Genomic DNA, 21,955 nt, shown 5'->3' on the forward strand with positions numbered 1-21,955 from the left:
GTCCCGCTCAGCGACGGTGGAAAGCGGGACCCCGGATCAAGTCCGGGGTGACGAAGAAAGCAGAGCTCCCTTTGCGGGCTCATTCTCCCCGATCAATCCTCGACGATCAGGCTGCGTTCCTTCGTTTCCGGCAGCAGCAAGGTCGCGACGCCTGCCATCGCGATCACCGCCGCAACGTAGAAGTAGAAGAGCCATTCGACCCCCTGGCCCTTGAGCCAGAGCGCGACCATCTCGACCGTGCCGCCGAAGATCGCATTGCCGATCGCATAGGGCAATGCGACGCCGAGCCCGCGGATGTGCGCGGGAAACAGCTCGGCCTTCACCAGCGCGTTGTTGGCGGTATAGCCGCTCTGCAAGGTCAGCGGAACGAGGATCAGCAGCGTAGCGGTGACCGGCGAGGTCACCGTTTCGAGCGCGAAAAAGGTCGGCGCCGCGACGATCGCGCCGCCGATCCCGAACAGCAGCAGCATCGGCTTGCGCCCGAAGCGGTCGGCGAGCGCGCCGAACACCGGCTGCATCGCGGCGAACCAGAGCAAGGCCGCCGCGATGATCCAGGTTGCGGTCTCCTTGTCGAAGCCGACACTGTTGAACAGGAATTTCTGCATATAGGTGATGTAGGTATAGGCGCCGAGCCCGCCGCCCGCCGACAGCATGGCGACGAGGATGCTTTCGCGCCGATGCTCCTTCCACAGCAGCTTCGCGGTCGAGACCGGGCGGTCGACCGCCTGATTCTCGAACGACGGCGTTTCGGCGAGGCTGCGGCGCAGCACATAGACGCCGAGTGCGAGCAGCGCCCCGATCACGAAGGGGATGCGCCAGCCCCAGGCGGTCAGTTCCGCCTCGGTCAGAAAGGCCTGCAATATGATCGCGACGAAGATTGCGCAAAGCTGGCCGCCGATCAGCGTCAGATACTGGAAACTGGCCCAGAAACCGCGATGCGCGCGCGGCGCCATTTCGGACAGATAGGTCGCGCTCGCGCCATATTCGCCGCCGAGCGATAGCCCCTGCAGCACGCGCGCCGCGATCAGCACCGCGGGGCCGAACAGCCCCGCCTGCGCATAGGTCGGCGCGGCCGCGAGCAGCAGCGAGCCGCCGAACATCAGCGCGACCGACAGCGTCAGTCCCGCCTTGCGTCCGCACGCGTCGGCGAAGCGCCCCATCACCCACGCGCCGATCGGGCGCATGACGAAGCCGACGGCAAAGATCGTCGCGGTGCTCAAAAGCTGCGCGGTCGGATCCTCCTTCGGAAAGAAGACCGGGGCGAAATAGATGGCGAAGGCGGCATAGGCGAACCAGTCGTACCATTCGACCAGATTGCCCGCCGAGCCGCCGATGATCGACAGCAGGCGCTTGCGCGGTATCGCCAGGGCTTTCATTCCGTCCAGTCTCCCGCCCATTTTCATTCGTCATGCCGGGCTTGACCCGGCATCCCGCTTTCTTCGATGAAGCGGGACCCCGGATCAAGTCCGGGGTGACGAGGAATGAAACGCCGTGTTCAGCTCAGCCCGATCACCGAAATCTGCCGCCCATAACCATTCTCTCGCCGGTGGCACGCGCGGCGATAGCTGAAATAATCCGCGCCTTCCGCATAAGTATCCTGCCCGCCGATCGCGACCGTCGCGACCCCGGCGGCGGCGAGGCGCGCGGCGACATAGGCGGCGATGTCGAACATCGCGTGCCCCGGCTTGCCCGCTGCGAAAAATCGCTCGTTCGCCGGATCGTCGGTGACGAAGCGCTGCACGAAAGCCGCGTCGACTTCATAGGAGGCGCGGCCGATGCACGGGCCGATCGCGGCGACGATATGCGCGCGGGCGGCGCCCAGGCTTTCCATTGCGCCCAGCGTCGCGTCGGTGACCCCGGCGATCGCGCCTTTCCACCCGGCATGGGCGGCGCCGACGACTCCGGCCGCCGCATCGGCGAACAGCACCGGCACGCAATCGGCGGTAAGGATGCCGAGCAGCAGGCCGGGGGTGCGCGTCGCGAGCGCGTCGGCTTCGGGCCGCGCGGCCAGGTCGCTCGCCGCGTCGACGATGACGCAGCGGTTTCCATGCACCTGATAGAGGCCGGTCAGCGCCGCGCCGGGCAAGATCGCTTCGGCGGCGCGGCGGCGGTTTTCGGCGATCAGCGCCGGATCGTCGCCCGATCCGAGCCCGCAGTTGAGCGACGCGAGATCGCCGCTCGACACGCCGCCGCGGCGCCCGAAGAAGCCGTGCGGCACGCCCGCGAGCGGCGCGGCGGTGGTGAAAGGCGGGGTCACAGGTCGAGCCTCCAGATGCGGTCCTCGTCGATATGGTTGCCGACGCGGAACGGGTTGCGGCCGATGTCGGTGAAACCATAGCGGCGATAGAAAGCCTGCGCGCGCGGATTTTCGGTGAAGACCGACAGATAGAGGATCGACGCGCGCTCGCGCGCCCAGGCGATGCCCCAGTCCATCAGCGCCGCCGCGACCCCGGTGCCCTTGGCCTCGGGCGCGACGTAAAGCTGGTGGAGTTCGGTCGCGTCGCCGGTGGGATGGCCTTCGGGGATCGGGAAATCGATCGGGCCGAGCTTGGCGAAGCCAAGGATCGCGCCGTCGTCGCCGCGGATCAGCGCGATCGTCCATTCGGGATCGGCGATCTGCGCCGCGATGCGCGCGGGCGGGTTCCAGTCGGCGAGGAAGGCGGCGAGGTCGGCGGGGTCGTAGATATGCCCGAAGGTGTGGACAAAGGACGCTTCGGCGAAGCGCGACAGTTCTTCGGCCTCTTCGGCCTTCGCGAGCTGGATGGCGGTCATGCGGGGTCTCCGGTAAATCCTGCCGGCTGCGGCCAGCCGGGGGCAGTGAGGGCGATCAGCTTGAACAGGTCGCCCATCGCATCGGCTTCGACAAGCCGGTCGCGTTGGCCCTTAAGCTCGTCGGCGCGCCCGGGTGCCGCGGCCGCCAATGTTTTCAGCCGCGCGTCGATGCCCAGCCGGCGCAGCCAGTCGCCCTGCGTCGCGAGGTCGCTGACCGCCACCCCGGCGGGCCGCGCCGCCTCGGCGAGCGCGGTGAAATCGACATGCGCGGTCAGATCGGCCTCGCCGGGGTCGGCGAAGGGATCGGCGAAGCGATGCGCCTTCACCGCCTGCAGCGTGTCGCCCGCGGCGGGTCCGGCATGGCCATAATCGATCGCCAGCATCGCGCCACCCTGGCGCGCGAGGCGGAAAGCGCAGCGCTGCATGATCGCGGCCGCGACGGGGGCGGTCTCGACGATCGTGCCGTCGGGGTGATCGCGCAGGGCCGGGGGGATGGCCTCGTCGGCCGGTATCTTGCCCGCGGCCGGCGCCAGCGCCCCGCTCCGGCGTTCGACCATGCGTTCGCGCCAGCCTTCGGCGGTGCGGACATATTGGTGGATCGGCAGCGCGTCGAAAAATTCATTGGCGACGATGACCAGCGGCGCGTCGCCCGGCAGCGCGTCGACCTCGTCATGATGCTCCGCCTCGGGCAGCCGCGCCGATTGGGCGGCGCGCAAGGCTGGGCTCGTCTCGACCAGATGGATGCCGAGCGGCGCGCAGCCGAAGCGCGACGCGGCGCGCAGCGCGTCGGCGCCGAGCGTGCCGCGGCCGGGGCCGAGCTCGACGTAGCGGAAGGAGGGGGTCCCCGCGCGGGTCCACAGGTCGGCGATCCACAGGCCGATCAACTCGCCGAACATCTGGCTGATCTCGGGCGCGGTGGTGAAGTCACCCGCCGCGCCCAGCGGGTCGCGTGTCGCATAATAATGCGCGTTCGCGGCCGCCATATAGTCGGCGACGGTCGTCGGCCGGGCCGCGGCGATGTCCTGAATCAGCCGTTCGGGGGTCGGCGGACCGTCACGCAACGCTGTCCGTCCCCGCGACCGGCTCGACGCGCTGGCGGCGTCCCTTCGCGGTTGCGACGAGCCAGACACCGGCGAGGATCATCGGCACCGTCAGCAACTGGCCCATCGACAGGCCAGTCATGTCGACCACCCACTGGCGCTGGACGTCCGGCTCGCGCACGAACTCGACCGTGAAGCGGCTGAGGCCATAGACGATCGCCGCGAGCCCGAACAGGAAACCCGGCTTGTAGCGCGCGTCGGTGCGCCAGAAGAAGAAGGCGAGCACCGCCATCATCACGATTCCTTCGAGTCCGGCTTCGTAAAGCTGGCTCGGATGGCGCGGTTCGGGGCCGCCGTTCGGAAAGACGATCGCCCAAGGGACGTAGGCGACCCGGCCCCACAGCTCGCCGTTGACGAAATTGGCGAGCCGGCCGAGGAACAGCCCGATCGGCACGACGCAGGCGATATAGTCGCAAAAGCGCAGGAAGCTGAGCTTTTCCTTGCGCGTCACATACCAGATGGCGATCAGCACCCCGATCACCCCGCCGTGCAGCGACATGCCGCCGTCCCACAGGCGAAAGATATCGAGCGGCTTTTGCGAATAGACCTCGAAATTATAGAAGAGGACGTAACCGAGCCGGCCGCCGAGGATGATGCCGAGCATCGCATAGAAGATCATGTCGTCGGCATGGCGGCGCGCCATCGGGGCGCCGGGCTGCGCGATCAGTTTGAGAAGATACCAATAGCCGAGGAAGATTCCCGCGAGATAGGCGAGCGCATACCAGCGGATCGGCAGGCCGAAGACGCTGAACGCGATCTCGCTATGCTCTCCCATGAATTCCCGGAAGTTAAGATATTGCGTCGCTTCGGCTAAGGTTGCAAAAAGAAACATATAGTCGCGCTGTCCTTCCCCAGGAGAGGCCTTCCCCATAGGGGGTAAGGCGAGCGAGACCAAGAGGAGAGATGCCCCATGCCTTCCGCGCTCGATCTGCGCCTGGACGCCGCTTATGACCTGATCACCGGTCCGGGCGGTCCGATCGCGGTCGGCTCCGTCGAACGTTTCGGCCGCGAGCTGCCCTTCATCACCAACGCGCCGACGAATCTGGCCGACTATGTCGCTTATTTCAGCGGGCTGCACGGCGATGCGACCTTTCTGGTCGAGGGCAATGAACGGCTGAGCTTCGCCGAGGTCCATGCCGCCGCACGCAAGGTCGCGGCGGCGCTGATCGACGGGCACGGCGTGCAGCGCGGCGACCGCGTCGCCATCGCGATGCGCAACGCCAATGCGTGGTGCGTCACCTATCTCGGCATCCTGCTCGCGGGCGGCTGCGCGACGTTGCTCAACGGCTGGTGGCAGGGCGCCGAACTGGCGGCGGGGATCGACGATGCCGAAGCGATGCTGGTCATCGCCGACGTTCAGCGCGCCGCGCGGCTTTCCGAGCCCGGCGTCACGCACGGCGCGAAGCTGATCACCCTCGACATTGCGCAGCCGCTGGACGCCGCGCTGACGCCGATCACCGGCGCGGGCGGCAGCGCCGACACCGCGCTGCCGGTGCTGACCGGCCAGGACCTCGCGACGATCCTCTTCACCTCGGGCTCGACCGGCCAGTCGAAGGGCGCCTATTCGCGGCACGAAGCCGTCGTGCAGGCGATCTTCAACTATGTGACGCAGACCGCGAGCATCGTCCATCTGCTGACCGAGGACGGGCAGATGTCGGACATCCAGCCCGCGACGCTGATCTGCACCCCGCTGTTCCACGTCACCGCCGAAATCCCGGTATTCCTGCAAAGCTTCGCGCTCGGCCGCAAGCTGGTGCTGATGCCGAAATGGAGCGCCGACGAGGCGATGCGGCTGATCCAGGACGAAAAGGTCAATTATTTCGTCGGCGTGCCGCTGATGAGCTATGAAATTCTCGTCAGCCCGAACCGCAAGAATTACGATCTGTCGACGTGCAAGAGCTACGCCGGCGGCGGCGCCCCGCGCCCGCCCGAACATGTCCGCCGCCTCGCGACCGAGATGGGCGACGGCAAGCCCTTGCTCGGCTATGGCCTGACCGAGACCAACGCCGTCGGCTGCGGCATCATCAACGAAAATTATCTCGAAAAGCCGCTGTCGACCGGCCCCGCGTCGAAGCCGCTCGTCGATCTCGCGATCCTCGACGACAATGGCGACGAACTGCCGCAGGGCGGCGTCGGCGAGGTGTGCATCCGTTCGGTGTGCAATTTCGAGGGCTATTGGAACAACCCCGAGGCGACGAAGGCGGCCTTCTTCGACAATGGCTATTTCCGCTCGGGCGACCTCGGCTATGTCGATGCGGACGGCTATCTGTTCATCGTCGACCGCAAGAAGGACATCATCATCCGCGGCGGCGAGAATATCAGCTGCCAGGAAGTCGAAGCCGCGATCTACGAGCATCCCGAAGCCAATGAATGCGCGGTCTTCGGCCTGCCCGACGAACGGCTGGGCGAGGTGGTCGGCGCGGTGATCTGGATGAAGCCCGGCAGCGCCGTCACCGCCGAGGACATGACCGCCTTCCTCGGCCAGCGCCTCGCGCCCTACAAGGTGCCGCTCAGGATGTGGATGTCGAACGAGGCGCTGCCCAAGCTCGGCAGCGAAAAGATCGACAAGGTGACCCTGCGCACGCGATACCGCGAGGAATATGCGGCGGAGGTGGTCGCCTAAGTTTACTGCTCTTTTCGGCGTCATTGCGACCCCGGCGAAAGCCGGGGGAAGCAATCCAGAGTGGCGTAAACCGCTCTGGATTGCTTCGCTGCGCTCACAATGACGAAGAGCTCTCCCGACGACCGCATTGATTATGAACGCAATCTCGCTATCCTGAATCGGCAGGGGCCCCAAAAGATGATGAGGTCGCGCCCATGTCCATTCTCCGCCCTTTCCTGTCGCGCGTCATTCGTCACGGCCGGCTGACCGTCATCGATCCCGACGGCCACGCCGAGCATTTCGGCGAGCCCGCGCCGGGCTTTCCGGAGGTCGCGGTGCGCTTCACCACCCGCCGCGCGATGCGCCGCGTGATCCTCGATCCGCGTCTCGGCGCGGCCGAGGCGTTCATGGACGGCGAGATGGAACTGACCGAGGGCGACATCATGACGCTGATCGGTCTCCTCCGCATGAACACGCCGTGGGATCGCGGCGCGAAGCTCAGGGACAAGACGTGGCTCGGGCGGCGGGTCGAGGGGGTGAAGACGCGGCTTGGCTCGGTCAACCGCCGCCGCCGCTCGCGCGCCAATGTCCAGCATCATTACGACATCGGCAACGACCTCTACCGCCTCTTCCTCGACGCCGACATGCAGTATAGCTGCGCTTACTGGCCGCGTGCGGACATGACGCTCGACGAAGCGCAGGCGGCGAAGAAGGCACATATCGCGGCCAAACTCGCGCTGAAACCGGGGCAGCGGGTGCTCGACATCGGCTGCGGCTGGGGCGGGATGGCGATCACCCTCGCGAAGCTCGAACAGGTCGAGGTGCTGGGGATCACCCTGTCGGACGAACAGCTCGCGCTCGCCCGCCAGCGCGCCGAGGCAGCGGGGGTCGCCGGCCGCGTCCGCTTCGAGCTGATCGACTATCGCGACCTTGCCGCGCGCGAGCCGGGGCGGTTCGACCGCATCGTTTCGGTCGGCATGTTCGAGCATGTCGGCGCGCCGAACTATGACGTCTTTTTCCGCGCCTGCGCCAACCTGATGACCGCCGACGGGGTGATGCTGCTCCACAGCATCGGGCGCTTCGGCAAGCCGGGCGCGACCGACGCGTTCACGCGCAAATATATCTTCCCCGGCGGTTATATCCCCGCGCTCAGCGAGACGCTGGCGGCGAGCGAAAAAAGCCGCCTGATCGTCACCGACGTCGAGACGCTGCGGCTGCATTATGCGCTGACGCTGCGCCAATGGTATGCGCGCACGCTTGCGCACAAAGCCGAGATCGTGGCGATGATGGGCGAGCGCTTTTTCCGCATGTGGACCTTCTACCTCGCCGGAGCGACCTCGGCGTTCGAGAGCGGCGGGATGGGCAATTATCAGATCCAGTTCGCGCGCAGCCGCCACGCGCTGCCGCTGACGCGCGATTATATGGCCGAGGCCGAAGCGAAATATCGGGAAATGGGTTTGGCATGACGGTGACCTTCGCCTGGATCGTCATTGAGAGGAGCGAAGCGACGCGGCAATCCAGAGCAGGCGTAAACCGCCCTGGATTGCTTCCCCCGGCCTTCGCCGGGGTCGCAATGACGACGTGCCCTGAACGCACGATTGGAATCTCCGCGGTCAAAGAGCTATGAGCCAGCCGGGGGCCGTGCCCTCTCTGTCGCCACCGTGAGATCGCACCATGACCAATTCGCCCCTGTCGCAGGGCATCGAGCCGTTCCGGGCCATCGAGATCAGCGCCCTCGCGCGCAAATTGCGCGCGGAGGGGCGTTCGGTAATCCATATGGAATTCGGCCAGCCCGCCGACGGCGCCCCCGCCGGCGCCGTCGCGGCGGCGCGCGCCGCGCTGGGCGAACCCGACATGGGCTATTGGGAAAGCGTGCCGCTGCGCCAGCGCATCGCGCGCCATTATGGCGAGCATTATGGCGTCGATGTCGATCCGCAGCGAATTTTGCTGACCTGCGGCGCCTCGCCGGCGCTCGTGCTGGCGCTGCTCACCGGCTTCGCGGCGGGCAGCCGCGTGATGACCGCGCGGCCCGGCTATGTCGCCTATCGCAATTCGCTGCGCGCCTTGCAGATGGTCCCGGTCGAGGTCGAATGCGGCGCGGCCGACCGCTTCCAGATCCACGCGCGCCATATCCGCGAGGCCGATCCCGCGCCCGACGGGCTGATCGTCGCCAGCCCCGCCAATCCCACCGGGACGATCATCCCGCCCGCCGAGCTCGCCGACCTTGCCGACGCCTGCCGCGCGCGGGGCGTCCGCATCATCTCCGACGAAATCTATCACCGGCTGAGCTATGGCGCCGAAACGCACAGCCTGCTGCAATACGACCCCGGCGCCTTCGTCATCAACAGCTTCTCCAAATATTACGGCATGCCCGGCTGGCGCCTCGGCTGGATCGTCTGCCCGCCCGATCTGGTCGCCGAAGCGCGCGCGCGGCTCGGCAATCTGTTCCTGTCGCCGCCCGCGCTCAGCCAGCAGGCGGCGCTCGCCGCCTTCGACTGCGAGGAAGAGCTCGACGCCCGCGTCGCCATGTATCGCCGCAACCGCCAGTTGCTGATCGATTGCCTGGCCCGGATCGGTATCACCGACATCGCCCCGTCGGACGGCGCTTTCTATGTCTATGCCTCGATCGCGCATCTGACCGACGACAGCCTGACCCTGTGCAAGCGGCTGCTCGAGGATACCGGCGTCGCCACCGCGCCGGGGCTCGATTTCGACCCCGAGCGCGGCGCCAGCTTCATCCGTTTCAGCTATGCCGTGACCACCGACATGGCGCGCGAGGCCTGCGCGCGGCTGGAGGCGTGGTTTGCCAGCAATCTGCTTGTGGGGACCGAATAAGGGTGGTGTATCTGTCTGGGGGATCGGCTTTCGAGTGCAAGTTGATGGACAAACTATCGCTGTAATTCTAATGATAATTATGGAATTATGCGCCTGTTACCTTAATTCTGTAATTCGTGTCACCGTAAATTGAGGCGTCTATCGCTTTTTGCGAGCAGAAATAATATGAATATTGCTATAGTTATAGTTTTACTATTTATTCTTCATTTTTCTGCGATCAATGGGATGTCTCTTATATCTGGAAAAGCTAAAATTACTGGGTTTCTAGAAGATAATTCTTTTTTTGGAGTAGAGCGCATGTCATTGGAATGGCGTGCCTCGCGCTGGCCGCTTTGACTATATTTGTAAGTGAGAAGAATGGATTTCTGGAAATTGGCCTTATAATTGCCGTAGCGCTCTATTTTGTAGACTTGATATTCATTGGGAGATTCTTCCTGTATGGAAGAAAATGAGAATTGTGGATGAAATTACGGTGACCACCGACATGGCGCGCGAAGCCTGCGCGCAGCTGGAGGCGTGGTTTGCCAGCAATATGCCGGGCAGGCTCGATTAGACGCGCGCGCTGCATTTTGTGCTAAGCCCGCTGTCACGATAGTCGGGAGTCGGGAGGAAAGGCGAAGGATCATGCGGCCGCTTTCATCCAGCCTGTTGCTGTCGCTGCTGCTGCTCGGCCTGATCGGCACCGATCCGGTCTTCGCGAAGCCGCAGGAACAGGAGCTGACCCCGCAATTCTATCGCCGCAACTGCATGATGTGCCACAAGACCGCGGTTCCCGAAGGTCTCGACCCCGCGATCACCGCGGGCGTGCGTCCGCCGCACCCGACCCGCGCCCGCGACGCGATGCCCGACGTGAAATGCTGGCGCCGCTGCGAAAAATGCTGGCCCCATCCGGGCAAGGCGAAGCGGTAAGGACGCGTTTTCCGCCTGTTCGCCCGATCAGCCCGTTGCGCCGCGCGGGCGGGCCTGCTAGCCGCGCCCGCACTGTCTCCCGCCAGAAGGTGTCCCCATGTCCGAGTCCATCAAGCGCGTCGTCCTTGCCTATTCGGGGGGGCTCGACACCAGCGTCATCCTGAAATGGCTGCAAGTGACCTATGGCTGCGAGGTGGTGACCTTCACCGCCGACCTGGGGCAGGGCGAGGAACTGGCCCCGGCGCGCGCCAAGGCCGAACTGATGGGGATCAAGCCCGAGCATATCTATATCGACGACGTCCGCGAGGAGTTCGTGCGCGATTTCGTCTTTCCGATGATGCGCGCCAATGCGCGTTACGAGGGCGATTATCTGCTCGGCACCTCGATCGCCCGCCCGCTGATCTCGAAACGGCTGGTCGAGATCGCCAAGGAAACCGGCGCCGACGCGGTCGCGCACGGCGCGACGGGCAAGGGCAACGACCAGGTGCGCTTCGAACTGTCCTGCTATGCGCTCAACCCCGACATCAAGGTGATCGCGCCGTGGCGCGAATGGGACCTGACCAGCCGCACCGCGCTGATCGACTTTGCCGAGAAGAACCAGATTCCGGTCCCCAAGGACAAGCGCGGCGAAAGCCCGTTCTCGACCGACGCCAACCTGCTCCACACCTCGTCGGAGGGCAAGGTGCTCGAGGACCCGTGGGAAGAGACCCCCGATTACGTCTATTCGCGCACGGTGAACCCCGAGGACGCGCCCGACGCGCCCGAATATATCACCATCGATTTCGAGCGCGGCGACGGCGTCGCGCTGAACGGACAGGCGATGTCGCCCGCGACCTTGCTCGCGGCGCTCAACGACCTCGGCCGCAAGCATGGCATTGGCCGCCTCGACCTCGTTGAGAACCGCTTCGTCGGGATGAAGTCGCGCGGCATGTACGAGACGCCCGGCGGCGAAATCTACGCCCGCGCGCATCGCGGCATCGAAAGCATCACGCTCGATCGCGGCGCGGCGCATCTCAAGGACGAGCTGATGCCGAAATATGCCGAGCTCATCTACAACGGTTTCTGGTTCGCGCCCGAGCGCGAGATGCTGCAGGCGGCGATCGACCATAGCCAGGAAAAGGTGTCGGGCACCGTCCGCCTCAAGCTCTACAAGGGCAACGCCGGCGTCGTCGGCCGCAAGTCGCCGCACAGTCTCTATAGCGAACGCCATGTGACCTTCGAGGATGACGCGGGCGCCTATGACCAGAAGGATGCGGCGGGCTTCATCAAATTGAATGCGCTGCGTCTGAAGCTGCTCGCGCGGCGCGATCGCTGATCCTTCGGGACGGCGGGCGCGTCCCTTCGCCAGTGGATTGGCGATCGGGCGGCGGAATGCTATAGGATTCGCGGGGGTGCTGCCGACAGAAAGGTTGGTGGCCGATGGTCGGCGACTCGCCCGAAGATTTCTCGCCTTATGAATGGCGGCCTTGCCTGCTGCTGATTCCGCGCGTCGCGAAGCTGATGACGCGCAACGGCACCTATACGCGGCTGATCCTGCCGGGCGATTATCTCGCCCGCCGGTCGCGCACCCATGGCTATTGGATTTACCGCCGCCGCCACGTCCATGACCGGGACGACTGATATTGGGGCTGGCGCGGCAGCCGGGCGGGCGGCAGAAGGGACGGGCTTTCGCCGCAGGGGACATCGCCGGTGCGCAATTTCGACTTTTCCTCATGGCAGAGCATCGGGGCCACCCTGCTCGGGCTGGCGCTCTTCACCCTGATCGGGGTCGGCATCCGCCTGGTGGTGATGATGACGATCCAGCAGCGCCGCGAGCGGATCAACCGCCAGATCAACGAGCGGCTGCGGACGCTGATCGCGGCCTACAAGACGCTCGGCGGCTCGTTCACCGGCAATCTGATGGTCGACCCGCGCCACTTGCGCGACCTCCGCCGCGTCGGAGCGGAGGCCGGTGAACCCGCCACCGATCCGGCGGGCGGCGACTCGGACCGGCCGCGCCGGATTCGCGACGCGGTCGAGGCGGCGCTGTCGGACATCATCCTGCTTGGCACCGCCGACCAGGTTCGCCTTGCCAGCCGCGCCGCGCGCGAACTGGTCGAGGGGCGTCCGGTGCATGTCCACGATCTGGTCGTCGCGCTGCGCGATTTCATCCGCGACGCGCTCGACCTCGACCCGGTGCCGTCCGACTCGGCAATCCCGCTGCAAGGGCCGACCCGGCCTTCGAGCGGCGGAAAAGGCGGCGGTTCGGGCCGCGGCGGCGAAGGCGGCGGGGGAGGAGGGCGTGGCGGCGGAGGTGGCGGCATGGGCGGCGGAATGGGCATGGCGGGCGGGCTTGGCGTCGTCGGCGGTGCCAGCCTCGCGCATGGCGCGACAGGCGGTGACGATACCGACGATCCGGCGGGACTCTCAAAAAATTAATGCGTTAGCGCGGCGCGCCTTCCTGCGCTAAGGGGCGCCTCGATGACCGCCTCGCGCTTTTTCTCCGACAATGCCGCCGCCGTGCATCCCGCGGTGATGGAGGCACTCGCCGCCGCCAACCATGTCGACACCGCCTATGACGGCGACGCGCTCAGCCAGTCGCTCGATGCCGCCTTTTCGGAGCTGTTCGAGACGACATGCGAAGTCGTCTGGATTTCGACCGGCACCGCCGCGAACAGCATCATCCTCGCTCATTTCGTGCGGCCGTGGCAGGGCATCCTCTGCTACGAGGAAGCGCATATCGAGGTCGACGAATGCGGTGCGCCGACCTTTTACTCGGGCGGCGCCAAGCTGATGACGCTGCCCGGCACGGGGGCGAAGATCGACGCCGAGGCGCTGAAAGCCCGGATCGCCGGCATCCGCAAGGACGTCCATCAGGTGCAGCCCGCCGCGATCAGCATCACCAACGCGACCGAATATGGCCTCGCATGGCGGCCCGATGAAGTCGGCGCGATCAGTGAGATCGCGAGGACCAACGGCATGAAGCTCCACATGGACGGCGCGCGCTTCGCCAATGCGGTCGCCTTCCTCGGCTGTTCGCCCGCCGATGTGACGTGGCGCGCCGGGGTCGATGCCCTGTCCTTCGGCTTCACCAAGAATGGCGCGATGATGGCCGAAGCGCTCGTCTTTTTCGGCGGCAGCGGTGGTGCCGGGGTGCGCGAACTCAAGAAGCGCGGCGGCCACCTGCTCAGCAAGGGACGCTTCGTTGCGGCGCAGATCCGGGCGATGCTGAAAGACGATCTGTGGCTCGCCAATGCCCGCGCCGCCAATGCCGGGGCAGCGGCGCTGGCGATGGCCTGTCGCGGCCGGCTGATGTATCCGGTCGAGGCGAACGAGCTGTTCGTCCGGTTGAGCACGGCCGAGGCGGCGGCGCTGCGCGGCCGGGGCTTCGATTTCTATGACTGGGGCGAAGGCGCGGCGCGTCTCGTCACGAGCTGGGATCAGGACGCCGCGGCGGTCGCGCCGCTCGCGGCCGCCATCGCGGCGCTATGAGCGAGCAGCCAGCGACGCTGCTCAGCCCGCGCATCCTCATCCCCTTCGCGCTCGTCACGCTGATCTGGGGATCGACGTGGATCGTCATCAAGGGGCAGCTCGGCATCGTGCCGCCGAGCTGGTCGGTCACCTATCGCTTTTCGGTCGCTGCCATCGCGATGTTTGCCTTTGCGGCGATCCGGCGCGAGCGCCTGTTGCTGGAGCCGAGGGCGATGGCCTTTGCGGTGCTGCTCGGGATCGCGCAGTTCACCTTCAACTTCAATTTCGTCTATCGCGCCGAACAGCATATCACCTCGGGGCTCGTCGCGGTGCTCTTTGCGCTGCTGATCGTGCCGAACACGCTGCTCGGGCGCCTGTTTCTGAAATCGCCGCTGGAGAAGCGCTTCCTTGCCGGTGCGGGGATCGCGATCGCCGGGGTCGGGCTGATGATCCTCCACGAATATCGCGCCGCGGCGCTCGGCGCGGGCGAGGTATTGCTCGGCACCGCGCTGACGCTTGCCGGGGTGATGAGCGCATCGACCGCCAATGTCATGCAGGGGACTGCGATCGCGCGGGCGCAGTCGATGGTCGTGATGATCGCGTGGGCGATGTTGTTCGGCGTGCTCGCCGACGGCAGCTATGCCTGGATCACCACCGGGCCGCCGGTGATCGAGCCCACGCCCGTCTATCTCGGCGGCATCCTCTATCTCGGTATCGTCGCGAGCGCGGTGACCTTTCCGCTCTATTTCAATGTCATCCGTGCGGTCGGGCCGGGGCAGGCGGCGTGGTCGAGCGTGCTGATCCCGATCATCGCGATGGGCTTTTCGACGGCGTTCGAAGGCTATCGCTGGGCGCCGTTGTCGATCGCGGGCGGCGCGGTCGCGCTCGTCGGGCTGGTGATCGCGGTGGCGAAGCGGCCCGAACGGCCGTCGGTCAGCGGCAATATGGTGTCGGTGCCGGTCGAACCGGAGTCCTGATTGTCATGGCTGTCTTATGTCGATAAGACGGCCTCATGAAAATTGTCTCCATCGCAATCGCCCTTATCGCCGTCGCTGCGGCAACCCCGGCATCGGCGCAAGGCGCCTGTCAGCCCGGAACCTATCGCGCCGCGGACGGCGATTTCGTCGTGCTGGTGCCGTCACCGGCGGTTCCCGAACCCGGCCTTCGCTATCAGTTTCGCGACGGGCGCCGCGGCGCGACGAACGAGGCCGGCGCGCCGCTGGCCTGCGATGGGGGCGCGGTGAGCGTCGGGGGCAAGGCATGGACGCGGATCGCCTTTCGCGAAACGCCCGCGACCTTCGACAGCGTCGAGACAAAGCTGACCGGAATGCTGATCGAGCCGCCGGGCGCCGACCCCAGGCGCCCGCTGGTGGTAATGGTGCATGGCTCCGAACGCAGTTCGCCGATCGGCGGCCTCTATGGCTATGCGATGGCAGCGCAGGGACTGTCGGTCTTTGTCTATGACAAGCGCGGCACCGGCGCCTCGGAAGGCGAATATACGCAGAATTTCGAGCTGCTGGCGACCGATGCGGCGAAGGCGCTAGACACGGCGCGGCGGATGGCGGCGGGGCGGTTCGGCCGCGCGGGTTTCTTCGGCGGCAGCCAGGGCGGCTGGGTCGCGCCGCGCGCCGCGACGCTGACCAAGGCCGATTTCGTCGCGGTCGGCTTCGGCCTCGTCGCCTCGCCGATCGAGGAGGACCGCGAACAGATGGTGTCGGAAGTCCGCGCCGCCGGATTGGGCGCCGATGCCGAAGCGCTCGTCGGCCGCTTGTCGAAGGCGACCGCGACCTTGCTGCTGTCGAACTTCGCGCAGGGCTATGCCGAACTCGATGCGGTGCGGCGCGAAATGGCAGGCAAGCCGTGGGCCGCGAAGGTCGAGGGCGAATATAGCGGCGCGATGGCACGCCTCTCCGACGCCGAACTGCGCCGGATCGGGCGCGCGCGCTTCGACAATCTGGAACTGATCTGGGACTATGACGCGGTCGCGGTGCTGCGGAAACTCGACACGCCCTTGCTGTGGGTGCTCGCCGGCGAGGATCGCGAAGCGCCGATCGAAACGACGCGCGGCGCGCTGATGGACCTCGCGGCGGCGGGGAAGCCGGTCGACGTCTATCTCTTTCCCGAAACCGATCACGGCATGTGGGAATATGTCCAGCATCCCGACGGATCGCGCGACGTCACGCGGCTCACCGACGGCTATCTGAAACTGCTCGGCGATTGGATCAAGGGCGATGTCGCCGGGCGTTACGGGCGTGCCGAGCATTTGACCGGCAAGCGCTAGAAAGCTTCCCCGAGATAAGGTAGTGAGGGGTGTGTGACGCCTACCCCGCGCTGATCCGCTCGATGTCGGCGCCGACGGCCTGGAGCTTCTCTTCCAGCCGTTCGTAGCCGCGGTCGAGGTGATAGACGCGGTTGACCTCGGTCTGCCCCTCGGCGGCGAGGCCGGCGATGATCAGGCTCATCGAAGCGCGCAGGTCGGTCGCCATCACCGGCGCGCCGATCAGCTTCTCGACGCCGCGCACCACCGCGCTGCGGCCGCGCACGTCGATGTCGCAGCCCATGCGCGCCAATTCGGGGACGTGCATGTAGCGGTTCTCGAAGATCGTCTCGGTGAACAGCGAGGCGCCGGTGCCGAGCGTCGCCATCGCCATGAACTGGGCCTGCATGTCGGTCGCGAAGCCGGGGTAGGGCGCGGTCGACAGGGTGACGGGCTGCGCGCGGCCCGACATGGCGACGCGGATGCCCGCCTTGGTCTCCTCGACCGTCGCGCCCGCTTCGCGCAGCGCGGCGAGCGTCGCCTCCATCTCGTCGGCCTTGGCGCCGACCAGTTCGACGTCGCCTTCGGTGATCACCGCGGCGCAGGCATAGCTGCCCGCTTCGATGCGGTCGGCCATCACCCGATACGTCGCGCCGTGCAGCCGGTCGACGCCCTCGATCGTCAGCGTCTCGGTGCCGATGCCGTCGATCTCGGCCCCCATCGCGACGAGGCAGTTGCACAGGTCGACGATCTCGGGCTCGCGCGCCGCGTTTTCGAGGATGCAGGTGCCTTTGGCGAGCACCGCCGCCATCACCGCATTTTCGGTCGCGCCGACCGACACGACCGGGAAGGTGAACTTGCCGCCCGCCAGCCGTCCGCCGGGCGCGCTCGCCTTCACATAACCCGAAGCGAGCTCGATCTCGGCGCCAAAGGCTTCGAGCGCTTTCAGGTGAAGGTCGATCGGCCGGTTGCCGATCGCGCAGCCGCCCGGCAGCGACACGGTGGCTTCGCCCGCGCGCGCGAGCAGCGGGCCGAGGACGAGGATCGACGCGCGCATCTTGCGGACGATATCATATGGCGCGACGGTCGAGGTGAGGGTGGTCGCGCGCGCGGTCATCACGCGGCCGAAATCCTCGGGCCGCGATCCCTCGATCGTCGTCGAGCAGCCGAGCTGGTTGAGCAAATGGCCGAAGCCGTCGACATCGGCGAGTCGCGGCAGATTGCGCAAGGTCAGCGGCTCGTCGGTGAGCAGCGCACAGGGCAACAGGGTGAGCGCCGCATTCTTGGCGCCGGAGATGGGAATACGGCCCTTGAGTCGCTGGCCGCCGCGAATGACGATCTGATCCATCGGCTGTCCTTAGCGGATGCGCGGATGCGCGCAAGCGGATGCCGCGACGGCGCGTCCATCGCCCGGCATTTGGCGATGGCGTTCGCGGTGAAAATGTGAAACCATCCCGCATGGATTAGTCGAAGGAAATGAGGACTGTAGGGCAAGACATTCAACAGGGAGAAACTACCATGCGAAATCCCGTCGTCGCGGGCGCCACGGCCGTATCGTTCGTCGTCGGCCAGCTTGCCGTTCCGGCCTTTGCCCAGACCACCTACCCCTATCCACCGCCGGGCGGATCGGCGGGATATGACCGGGATTATGCGGGAACGATCCGCTGCGAATCCTATGGCAACAGACAACAGCGCTGCAAGGTCAAGACAAGCAATCGCGTCGAACTGGCCCGGGTGATCGGCGGGCGCTGCTCGAAAGGGCGCGACTGGGGTTTCGACGCCAATCAGATATGGGTTTCGGGCGGTTGCCGCGCCGAGTTTCGCTACGGCTATTCGAACGGGGGCTCCTATCCCGGTCGCGATTATGCGGGGACGCTGCGCTGCGAGTCGCGCAGCAATCGCTACGAACAATGCAATGTTCAGACGAACGGGCGCGTCGAATTGCTCCGCAAGCTCGGCGGTAAGTGCAACGCCGGGCGCCAATGGGGGTATGACGCGAACCTGATCTGGGTGACGAACGGCTGCCGCGCCGAATTCGGCTATGGCTATGCCAATCTCGCGCCGCTGCCTGGTCCGAAGCCCGAAAAAGACAAAGGACCGAGCACCGGCCTGATCATCGGCGGCATCGTCGTCGCGGGCGGGCTGCTCGCGCTGCTCGCGAGCCAGAAAAAGAAGAAGGACGACGGCAGCGCGGAGGCCAGCACGCCGCCGCCCGCCGCGAGCGGTCCCGCGACACTCAGCGCGAATCTGAGCGGTCTGCCGAGCGCTTCGCGTCCATCGGTGCAGAATTGCATGAACGACGCCGCGCGGCAGATCGGTGCGACCGGCGGAACGCGGCTGTCCTATGACAAGCTCGTCTCACTGGAACAGGGCAACGGCGGCTGGCGCATCCGCGCCGCGATGACCGCGACCTATCCGGATGGAGCGAAATCGCTCGAAATGTACTGCCGCGCGACGCCGAGGGAAATCATTCAGCTCGATTTCAACTGAAGGGGCGGCGTCAGTCTGTTTCAAGGGGCGAGGGAGCGGACGTCGCTCCCTCGCCCCTTTCTTTTCGCAGGAAGAACCGCGTCACGCGGTTCGGTGGCGATTCAAATCCGGTCAGCCGGTCAGCGCCCGTGCCAGTGCGACCCATTCCGTCACGCTGACCGTCTCGGCGCGGCGGGTCGGGGCGATGCCGAGCGCGTCGAGCGCCTCGACCGCGCCCGCCATGCCTTTGAGGCTTTGCCGCAGCATCTTGCGCCGCTGACCGAAGCCTTTTTCGGTGAGCTTCGACAGGATGCGCGGATCGACGCCTTCGGGTTCGGCAGCGGGCGTTACATGGACGATCGCCGACATCACCTTCGGCGGCGGAGTGAAGGCCGAACGATGCACCTTCATCGCAATTTTCGCGTTCGAGCGCCACTGGGCGAGCACCGCAAGCCGGCCATAGGCGCCGCTTCCCACGGGGGCGACGATGCGTTCGGCAACCTCCTGCTGGAACATCAAGGTCAGCGATTTCCAGAGCGGCGGCCAGCTTTTCGGCTCGAGCCAGCGCGTGAACAGCGCGGTCCCGACATTATAGGGCAGGTTCGCGACGATATGATAGGGCCCGCCCACCAACACATCGGCATCGATCGCCATCGCATCGTCGGGGATCACCGTCAGCCGCCCATCGAACGCGTCGCCGAGTTCGCCGAGCAGGGGCAGGCAGCGGTCGTCGCGCTCGACCGCGATTACGGTCGCGCCCGCGCGGAGCAGCGCTCGGGTCAGCCCTCCGGGGCCGGGGCCGACCTCGAACACCGTCTGGCCGTCCAAATTGCCGGGCAGCGCCGCGATGCGATCGAGCAATTGTTCGTCGAACAGGAAATTCTGCCCCAGCGCCTTGCTCGCCGACAGACCGTGCGCGCGCACCGTTTCGCGCAGCGGCGGCAGCGGGCGATTGGGTGCGGCGGTCACTTTGCCGGGGCGCTGCTGCGCTCGCGCGCGGTCGCCATGCGCGCCGCCATCGCGATCGCGGCGATGGTCGGCCCCGGATCGGCGCGGCCGGTCCCCGCGATGTCGAACGCCGTGCCATGGTCGGGCGAGGTGCGGATGATCGGCAGCCCGAGGGTCAGATTGACCCCATCGTGAAAATGCAGCGCCTTGAACGGCGCCAGCGCCTGATCGTGATAGCCGCAGAGGATCGCGTCATATTGCTCGCGGATGCCCGGTGCGAACAGCGCGTCGGCGGCGAGCGGTCCGTCGATGACGATGTCCTCGTCGGCGAGCTGTGCGACCGCGGGGGCGATGATGCGGATTTCCTCGTCGCCGAGCTGGCCGTTCTCGCCCGCGTGGGGATTGAGCCCCGCGATCGCGATGCGCGGGGCAGCGATGCCGAAATCGCGCGACAGGCCGCGCGCGACGATCCGCGCCTTGGCGGCGATCAGCTCGGCGGTCAGCCGCTCGGGCACGTCGGCGAGCGGAATGTGGACGGTCAGCGGCACGACGCGCAGCGCGGGTCCGGCGAGCATCATCACCGCATTGGTCGCGGTGACGCCGCAGCGCTCGGCGATGAATTCGGTCTGGCCGGGGTGGGTATAGCCGATGCCGTGCAGCGCATGTTTCGACACCGATCCGGTGACGAGCGCGCCGCTGGCGCCGGTGCGGGTCAGGCCGATGCCGGTTTCGAGTGCGTGCAGCGCGCAGGTCGCGCCCGCCGGGGTCGGATGCCCGGGGACCAGCGGCCCGCTGTCTTCGAGATGCCAGACGGGAAGGGCGGTGTCGAAGGCCCGCACCGCCTGCTCCATGTCGCCGACACGCGCCACGGGGCCGTCCCATACGGCTTCGACTGCGGCGATGTCGCCGATGGCGACGAAGGGCGGCAAGCGGTGTTCGCGCCGCGCGGTCCAGGCCCGCGCGGCGACTTCGGGGCCGACGCCCGCCGGGTCACCCATGGTAACCGCGATCGGCCGTCGCTCGTCGATATCAGGCATCAGCTATATTCGATCACCGCATCGCGCCGGAGGTCGCGCAGATAGCGCTGGGCCCGTTTGTTGACCTTGTCCTCGAGGATCTTCTCCTCGATCTGGGCGCGATCGGGCTCGGACGCCGTGTTCGGCATTTCGCGGCCGCACAGCACCAGGACGCTGATGCCTTCGTTCGCGGCGCCGAAGGGCTGCGTCGTCTGGCCGACCTGCATCGTCGCGAGGGTCGATTGCAGCGGCGCCGGCAGCGCGCGCATCGCGATATTGTCGCGCGCGACGACATGCGCGCCCAGCGAGGCCGCGACGCTGTCCGCGCCGCCGCACCCGGCGATGCCGCGCGTCGCTTCGGCGAATTTGCTTGCGAGCTCCGCAGCCTGCGCCTCGCTCGTCCCCGGCGCGAAGTCGAGCGAGACCTGCTTCAGGCTCAGCACCGCGTCGCGCGGATCGGCGGTCAGCACCTGGCGCCGGTCGATCATCAGCAGGATCGATATGCCACCGGGCACTTCGAGGGGGCCGACGAGCTGACCCGGCGCCATCTGCTGCGCCGCGTCGGCCATCGAGGCGGGCAACTGACCGCCGCGCACCCAGCCCAGGTCGCCGCCGACGACCGCGGTCGACGCTTCGGAGAATTGGCGCGCATAGGCGGCAAAGCTGCCGCCGGCCTGGAGCGCCTGGATGATCTTGCGCGCGTTCTCGACCACCGCGGCGGCATTTTCGGGGGTCGCCGACAGATAGATTTCGCCGAGGTGGAACTCGTCCTGCCCCTTGGCCTCGTTCATCTGCTTGACGATCGAATCGACTTCCTCGGTCGATACGTTCGTCGTCGACTGAATGTTGCGCGACAGCAGGCGGTCCCAGGCATATTCGCCGCGAATCTGCTGCTTCACGGCCGCGGCGGCCGATCCCTTCGATTCGAGATATTTGGAAAATTCCTCGGGGGTCTGCTTGAAGCGCGCGGCCAGGCGGGCGAATTGTTCGTTGACGACATTCTCGTCGATGTCGATCTTCGCGGCCTTGGCTTCCTGGATCTGCAATTTTTCGTCGATCAGGTTGCTGAACACCTGCTGGCGCAGCCGCTGCACTTCGTCGGCCGGCAGATCGGCATTGTTGTTCGCGATGCGGATCAGCGCCATCCGCTGTTCGATGTCCGTCGCGGTGATGATCTCGCCGTTCACCGTCGCCGAGGGACGATAGACGTTCGGCTTGTCGTCGCCATACAGCTTGACGTTGCCGGGGATGTTGAGGCTCGTCGTCGGAACTTCGGTGTCGGGAACGGTCTGGCCCAGCACCGGCGTCACACCCACGGCGGCCACGGTGATCAGCCCGATCATGGTCGAAAATTTGGTCATTGCCATCCTATTCGAGAAATACCGGCACGCTCCGTATCAGCGGACACGCCCGATGGTCCAGCGCAATCCGCGCCAGCATGTCCATAACTGGGCTCCGATCTAGGTTCGCGACGCTGAATGGAAGCTGAGCGGGCGGGCGATGTCGGGTTCGGGATGGGAAGCGGACGTTGCCCAATCACTCTCGTCATCCCGGACTTGATCCGGGATCCATTCATCCGGCGCCGAGAGAATGGATC

20 protein-coding genes are annotated in these 21,955 nt (G+C 66.3%); 11 read left to right on the plus strand and 9 right to left on the minus strand.

Features of this window, described 5'->3' with window-relative positions:
* Nucleotides 1-92 precede the first annotated feature (92 nt).
* From OJI97_RS18430 to lgt, 5 genes are all read right to left on the minus strand, one after another.
* The gene (locus OJI97_RS18430) at nt 93-1,376 is read right to left on the minus strand and encodes an MFS transporter (protein WP_297665930.1); all 1,284 of its coding nucleotides are present in this window, start codon (nt 1,374-1,376) and stop codon (nt 93-95) included.
* Nucleotides 1,377-1,495: 119 nt separating this feature from the next.
* Complete coding sequence (gene pgeF / locus OJI97_RS18435; protein WP_297665932.1) at nt 1,496-2,257, minus strand: peptidoglycan editing factor PgeF; 762 nt, start codon at nt 2,255-2,257, stop codon at nt 1,496-1,498.
* Nucleotides 2,254-2,772 (minus strand): GNAT family N-acetyltransferase, encoded by a 519-nt coding sequence (locus OJI97_RS18440; protein WP_297665934.1) that lies wholly within the window; start codon nt 2,770-2,772, stop codon nt 2,254-2,256. The genes pgeF and OJI97_RS18440 overlap by 4 nt, the downstream gene beginning before the upstream one ends.
* Entirely contained in the window at nt 2,769-3,755 is a 987-nt protein-coding gene (locus tag OJI97_RS18445) for an SAM-dependent methyltransferase (protein WP_297665964.1), read from the minus strand. The genes OJI97_RS18440 and OJI97_RS18445 overlap by 4 nt, the downstream gene beginning before the upstream one ends.
* A gap of 70 nt (nt 3,756-3,825) precedes the next feature.
* A complete protein-coding gene (lgt, locus tag OJI97_RS18450) occupies nt 3,826-4,647 on the minus strand; it encodes a prolipoprotein diacylglyceryl transferase (protein ID WP_297665936.1) in 822 nt (273 codons plus the stop codon).
* Nucleotides 4,648-4,782: 135 nt separating this feature from the next.
* Between lgt and OJI97_RS18455 the strand changes: the two genes are divergently transcribed.
* From OJI97_RS18455 to OJI97_RS18500, 10 genes are all read left to right on the plus strand, one after another.
* A complete protein-coding gene (locus tag OJI97_RS18455; RefSeq protein ID WP_297665938.1) occupies nt 4,783-6,495 on the plus strand; it encodes a class I adenylate-forming enzyme family protein in 1,713 nt (570 codons plus the stop codon).
* 194 nt (nt 6,496-6,689) lie between these two features.
* Nucleotides 6,690-7,940 carry a cyclopropane-fatty-acyl-phospholipid synthase family protein gene (locus OJI97_RS18460; protein ID WP_297665940.1) on the plus strand — a complete coding sequence of 417 codons (1,251 nt, stop codon included), beginning with the start codon at nt 6,690-6,692 and terminating at the stop codon, nt 7,938-7,940.
* 223 nt (nt 7,941-8,163) lie between these two features.
* Nucleotides 8,164-9,309, plus strand: coding sequence for an aminotransferase class I/II-fold pyridoxal phosphate-dependent enzyme (locus tag OJI97_RS18465; RefSeq protein WP_297665965.1), 1,146 nt, complete (start codon nt 8,164-8,166; stop codon nt 9,307-9,309).
* A gap of 624 nt (nt 9,310-9,933) precedes the next feature.
* Nucleotides 9,934-10,218, plus strand: coding sequence for a hypothetical protein (locus OJI97_RS18470; RefSeq protein WP_297665942.1), 285 nt, complete (start codon nt 9,934-9,936; stop codon nt 10,216-10,218).
* Between the two features lie 97 nt (nt 10,219-10,315).
* On the plus strand, nt 10,316-11,533 hold the full coding sequence (locus OJI97_RS18475; protein ID WP_297665944.1) for an argininosuccinate synthase: 1,218 nt from the start codon (nt 10,316-10,318) through the stop codon (nt 11,531-11,533).
* A gap of 104 nt (nt 11,534-11,637) precedes the next feature.
* Nucleotides 11,638-11,838: a hypothetical protein gene (locus OJI97_RS18480; protein ID WP_297665946.1), complete on the plus strand. Its 201-nt coding sequence runs from the start codon at nt 11,638-11,640 to the stop codon at nt 11,836-11,838.
* Nucleotides 11,839-11,907: 69 nt separating this feature from the next.
* On the plus strand, nt 11,908-12,636 hold the full coding sequence (locus tag OJI97_RS18485; protein ID WP_297665948.1) for a hypothetical protein: 729 nt from the start codon (nt 11,908-11,910) through the stop codon (nt 12,634-12,636).
* A gap of 42 nt (nt 12,637-12,678) precedes the next feature.
* The gene (locus tag OJI97_RS18490) at nt 12,679-13,689 is read left to right on the plus strand and encodes a low specificity L-threonine aldolase (RefSeq protein WP_297665950.1); all 1,011 of its coding nucleotides are present in this window, start codon (nt 12,679-12,681) and stop codon (nt 13,687-13,689) included.
* Nucleotides 13,686-14,645, plus strand: coding sequence for a DMT family transporter (locus OJI97_RS18495; RefSeq protein ID WP_297665952.1), 960 nt, complete (start codon nt 13,686-13,688; stop codon nt 14,643-14,645). The genes OJI97_RS18490 and OJI97_RS18495 overlap by 4 nt, the downstream gene beginning before the upstream one ends.
* A 35-nt stretch (nt 14,646-14,680) precedes the next feature.
* On the plus strand, nt 14,681-15,949 hold the full coding sequence (locus OJI97_RS18500) for an alpha/beta hydrolase (RefSeq protein ID WP_297665954.1): 1,269 nt from the start codon (nt 14,681-14,683) through the stop codon (nt 15,947-15,949).
* 40 nt (nt 15,950-15,989) lie between these two features.
* Here the strand turns inward: OJI97_RS18500 and murA are convergent, their stop codons facing one another.
* Nucleotides 15,990-17,273: a UDP-N-acetylglucosamine 1-carboxyvinyltransferase gene (gene murA, locus OJI97_RS18505; RefSeq protein ID WP_297665956.1), complete on the minus strand. Its 1,284-nt coding sequence runs from the start codon at nt 17,271-17,273 to the stop codon at nt 15,990-15,992.
* Nucleotides 17,274-17,443: 170 nt separating this feature from the next.
* Between murA and OJI97_RS18510 the strand changes: the two genes are divergently transcribed.
* Nucleotides 17,444-18,415 (plus strand): DUF3011 domain-containing protein, encoded by a 972-nt coding sequence (locus OJI97_RS18510; protein WP_297665958.1) that lies wholly within the window; start codon nt 17,444-17,446, stop codon nt 18,413-18,415.
* Between the two features lie 111 nt (nt 18,416-18,526).
* Here the strand turns inward: OJI97_RS18510 and rsmA are convergent, their stop codons facing one another.
* Genes rsmA through OJI97_RS18525 form a run of 3 tightly spaced genes read right to left on the minus strand, consistent with a single transcriptional unit; the run spans nt 18,527 to nt 21,719 of the window.
* A complete protein-coding gene (gene rsmA / locus OJI97_RS18515; protein ID WP_297665959.1) occupies nt 18,527-19,363 on the minus strand; it encodes a 16S rRNA (adenine(1518)-N(6)/adenine(1519)-N(6))-dimethyltransferase RsmA in 837 nt (278 codons plus the stop codon).
* Complete coding sequence (pdxA, locus tag OJI97_RS18520; RefSeq protein ID WP_297665960.1) at nt 19,360-20,379, minus strand: 4-hydroxythreonine-4-phosphate dehydrogenase PdxA; 1,020 nt, start codon at nt 20,377-20,379, stop codon at nt 19,360-19,362. Before pdxA ends, rsmA begins: the two co-directional genes overlap by 4 nt.
* The gene (locus OJI97_RS18525; RefSeq protein WP_297665962.1) at nt 20,379-21,719 is read right to left on the minus strand and encodes a peptidylprolyl isomerase; all 1,341 of its coding nucleotides are present in this window, start codon (nt 21,717-21,719) and stop codon (nt 20,379-20,381) included. Before OJI97_RS18525 ends, pdxA begins: the two co-directional genes overlap by 1 nt.
* Nucleotides 21,720-21,955 lie beyond the last annotated feature (236 nt).

The sequence above is a fragment of the Sphingopyxis sp. genome, from assembly GCF_025869345.1.
GTDB lineage: Bacteria > Pseudomonadota > Alphaproteobacteria > Sphingomonadales > Sphingomonadaceae > Sphingopyxis.

Excerpts from the sequence above, each read along its gene's own strand:
- OJI97_RS18430 (WP_297665930.1), bottom strand. The coding sequence starts at position 1,376 with ATGAAAGCCCTGGCGATACCGCGCAAGCGCCTGCTGTCGATCATCGGC.
- OJI97_RS18440 (WP_297665934.1), bottom strand. The coding sequence starts at position 2,772 with ATGACCGCCATCCAGCTCGCGAAGGCCGAAGAGGCCGAAGAACTGTCG.
- OJI97_RS18445 (WP_297665964.1), bottom strand. The coding sequence starts at position 3,755 with ATGGCGGCCGCGAACGCGCATTATTATGCGACACGCGACCCGCTGGGC.
- lgt (WP_297665936.1), bottom strand. The coding sequence starts at position 4,647 with ATGGGAGAGCATAGCGAGATCGCGTTCAGCGTCTTCGGCCTGCCGATC.
- OJI97_RS18455 (WP_297665938.1), top strand. The coding sequence starts at position 4,783 with ATGCCTTCCGCGCTCGATCTGCGCCTGGACGCCGCTTATGACCTGATC.
- OJI97_RS18460 (WP_297665940.1), top strand. The coding sequence starts at position 6,690 with ATGTCCATTCTCCGCCCTTTCCTGTCGCGCGTCATTCGTCACGGCCGG.
- OJI97_RS18470 (WP_297665942.1), top strand. The coding sequence starts at position 9,934 with ATGCGGCCGCTTTCATCCAGCCTGTTGCTGTCGCTGCTGCTGCTCGGC.
- OJI97_RS18475 (WP_297665944.1), top strand. The coding sequence starts at position 10,316 with ATGTCCGAGTCCATCAAGCGCGTCGTCCTTGCCTATTCGGGGGGGCTC.
- OJI97_RS18480 (WP_297665946.1), top strand. The coding sequence starts at position 11,638 with ATGGTCGGCGACTCGCCCGAAGATTTCTCGCCTTATGAATGGCGGCCT.
- OJI97_RS18490 (WP_297665950.1), top strand. The coding sequence starts at position 12,679 with ATGACCGCCTCGCGCTTTTTCTCCGACAATGCCGCCGCCGTGCATCCC.
- OJI97_RS18495 (WP_297665952.1), top strand. The coding sequence starts at position 13,686 with ATGAGCGAGCAGCCAGCGACGCTGCTCAGCCCGCGCATCCTCATCCCC.
- OJI97_RS18500 (WP_297665954.1), top strand. The coding sequence starts at position 14,681 with ATGAAAATTGTCTCCATCGCAATCGCCCTTATCGCCGTCGCTGCGGCA.
- murA (WP_297665956.1), bottom strand. The coding sequence starts at position 17,273 with ATGGATCAGATCGTCATTCGCGGCGGCCAGCGACTCAAGGGCCGTATT.
- OJI97_RS18510 (WP_297665958.1), top strand. The coding sequence starts at position 17,444 with ATGCGAAATCCCGTCGTCGCGGGCGCCACGGCCGTATCGTTCGTCGTC.
- pdxA (WP_297665960.1), bottom strand. The coding sequence starts at position 20,379 with ATGCCTGATATCGACGAGCGACGGCCGATCGCGGTTACCATGGGTGAC.
- OJI97_RS18525 (WP_297665962.1), bottom strand. The coding sequence starts at position 21,719 with ATGACCAAATTTTCGACCATGATCGGGCTGATCACCGTGGCCGCCGTG.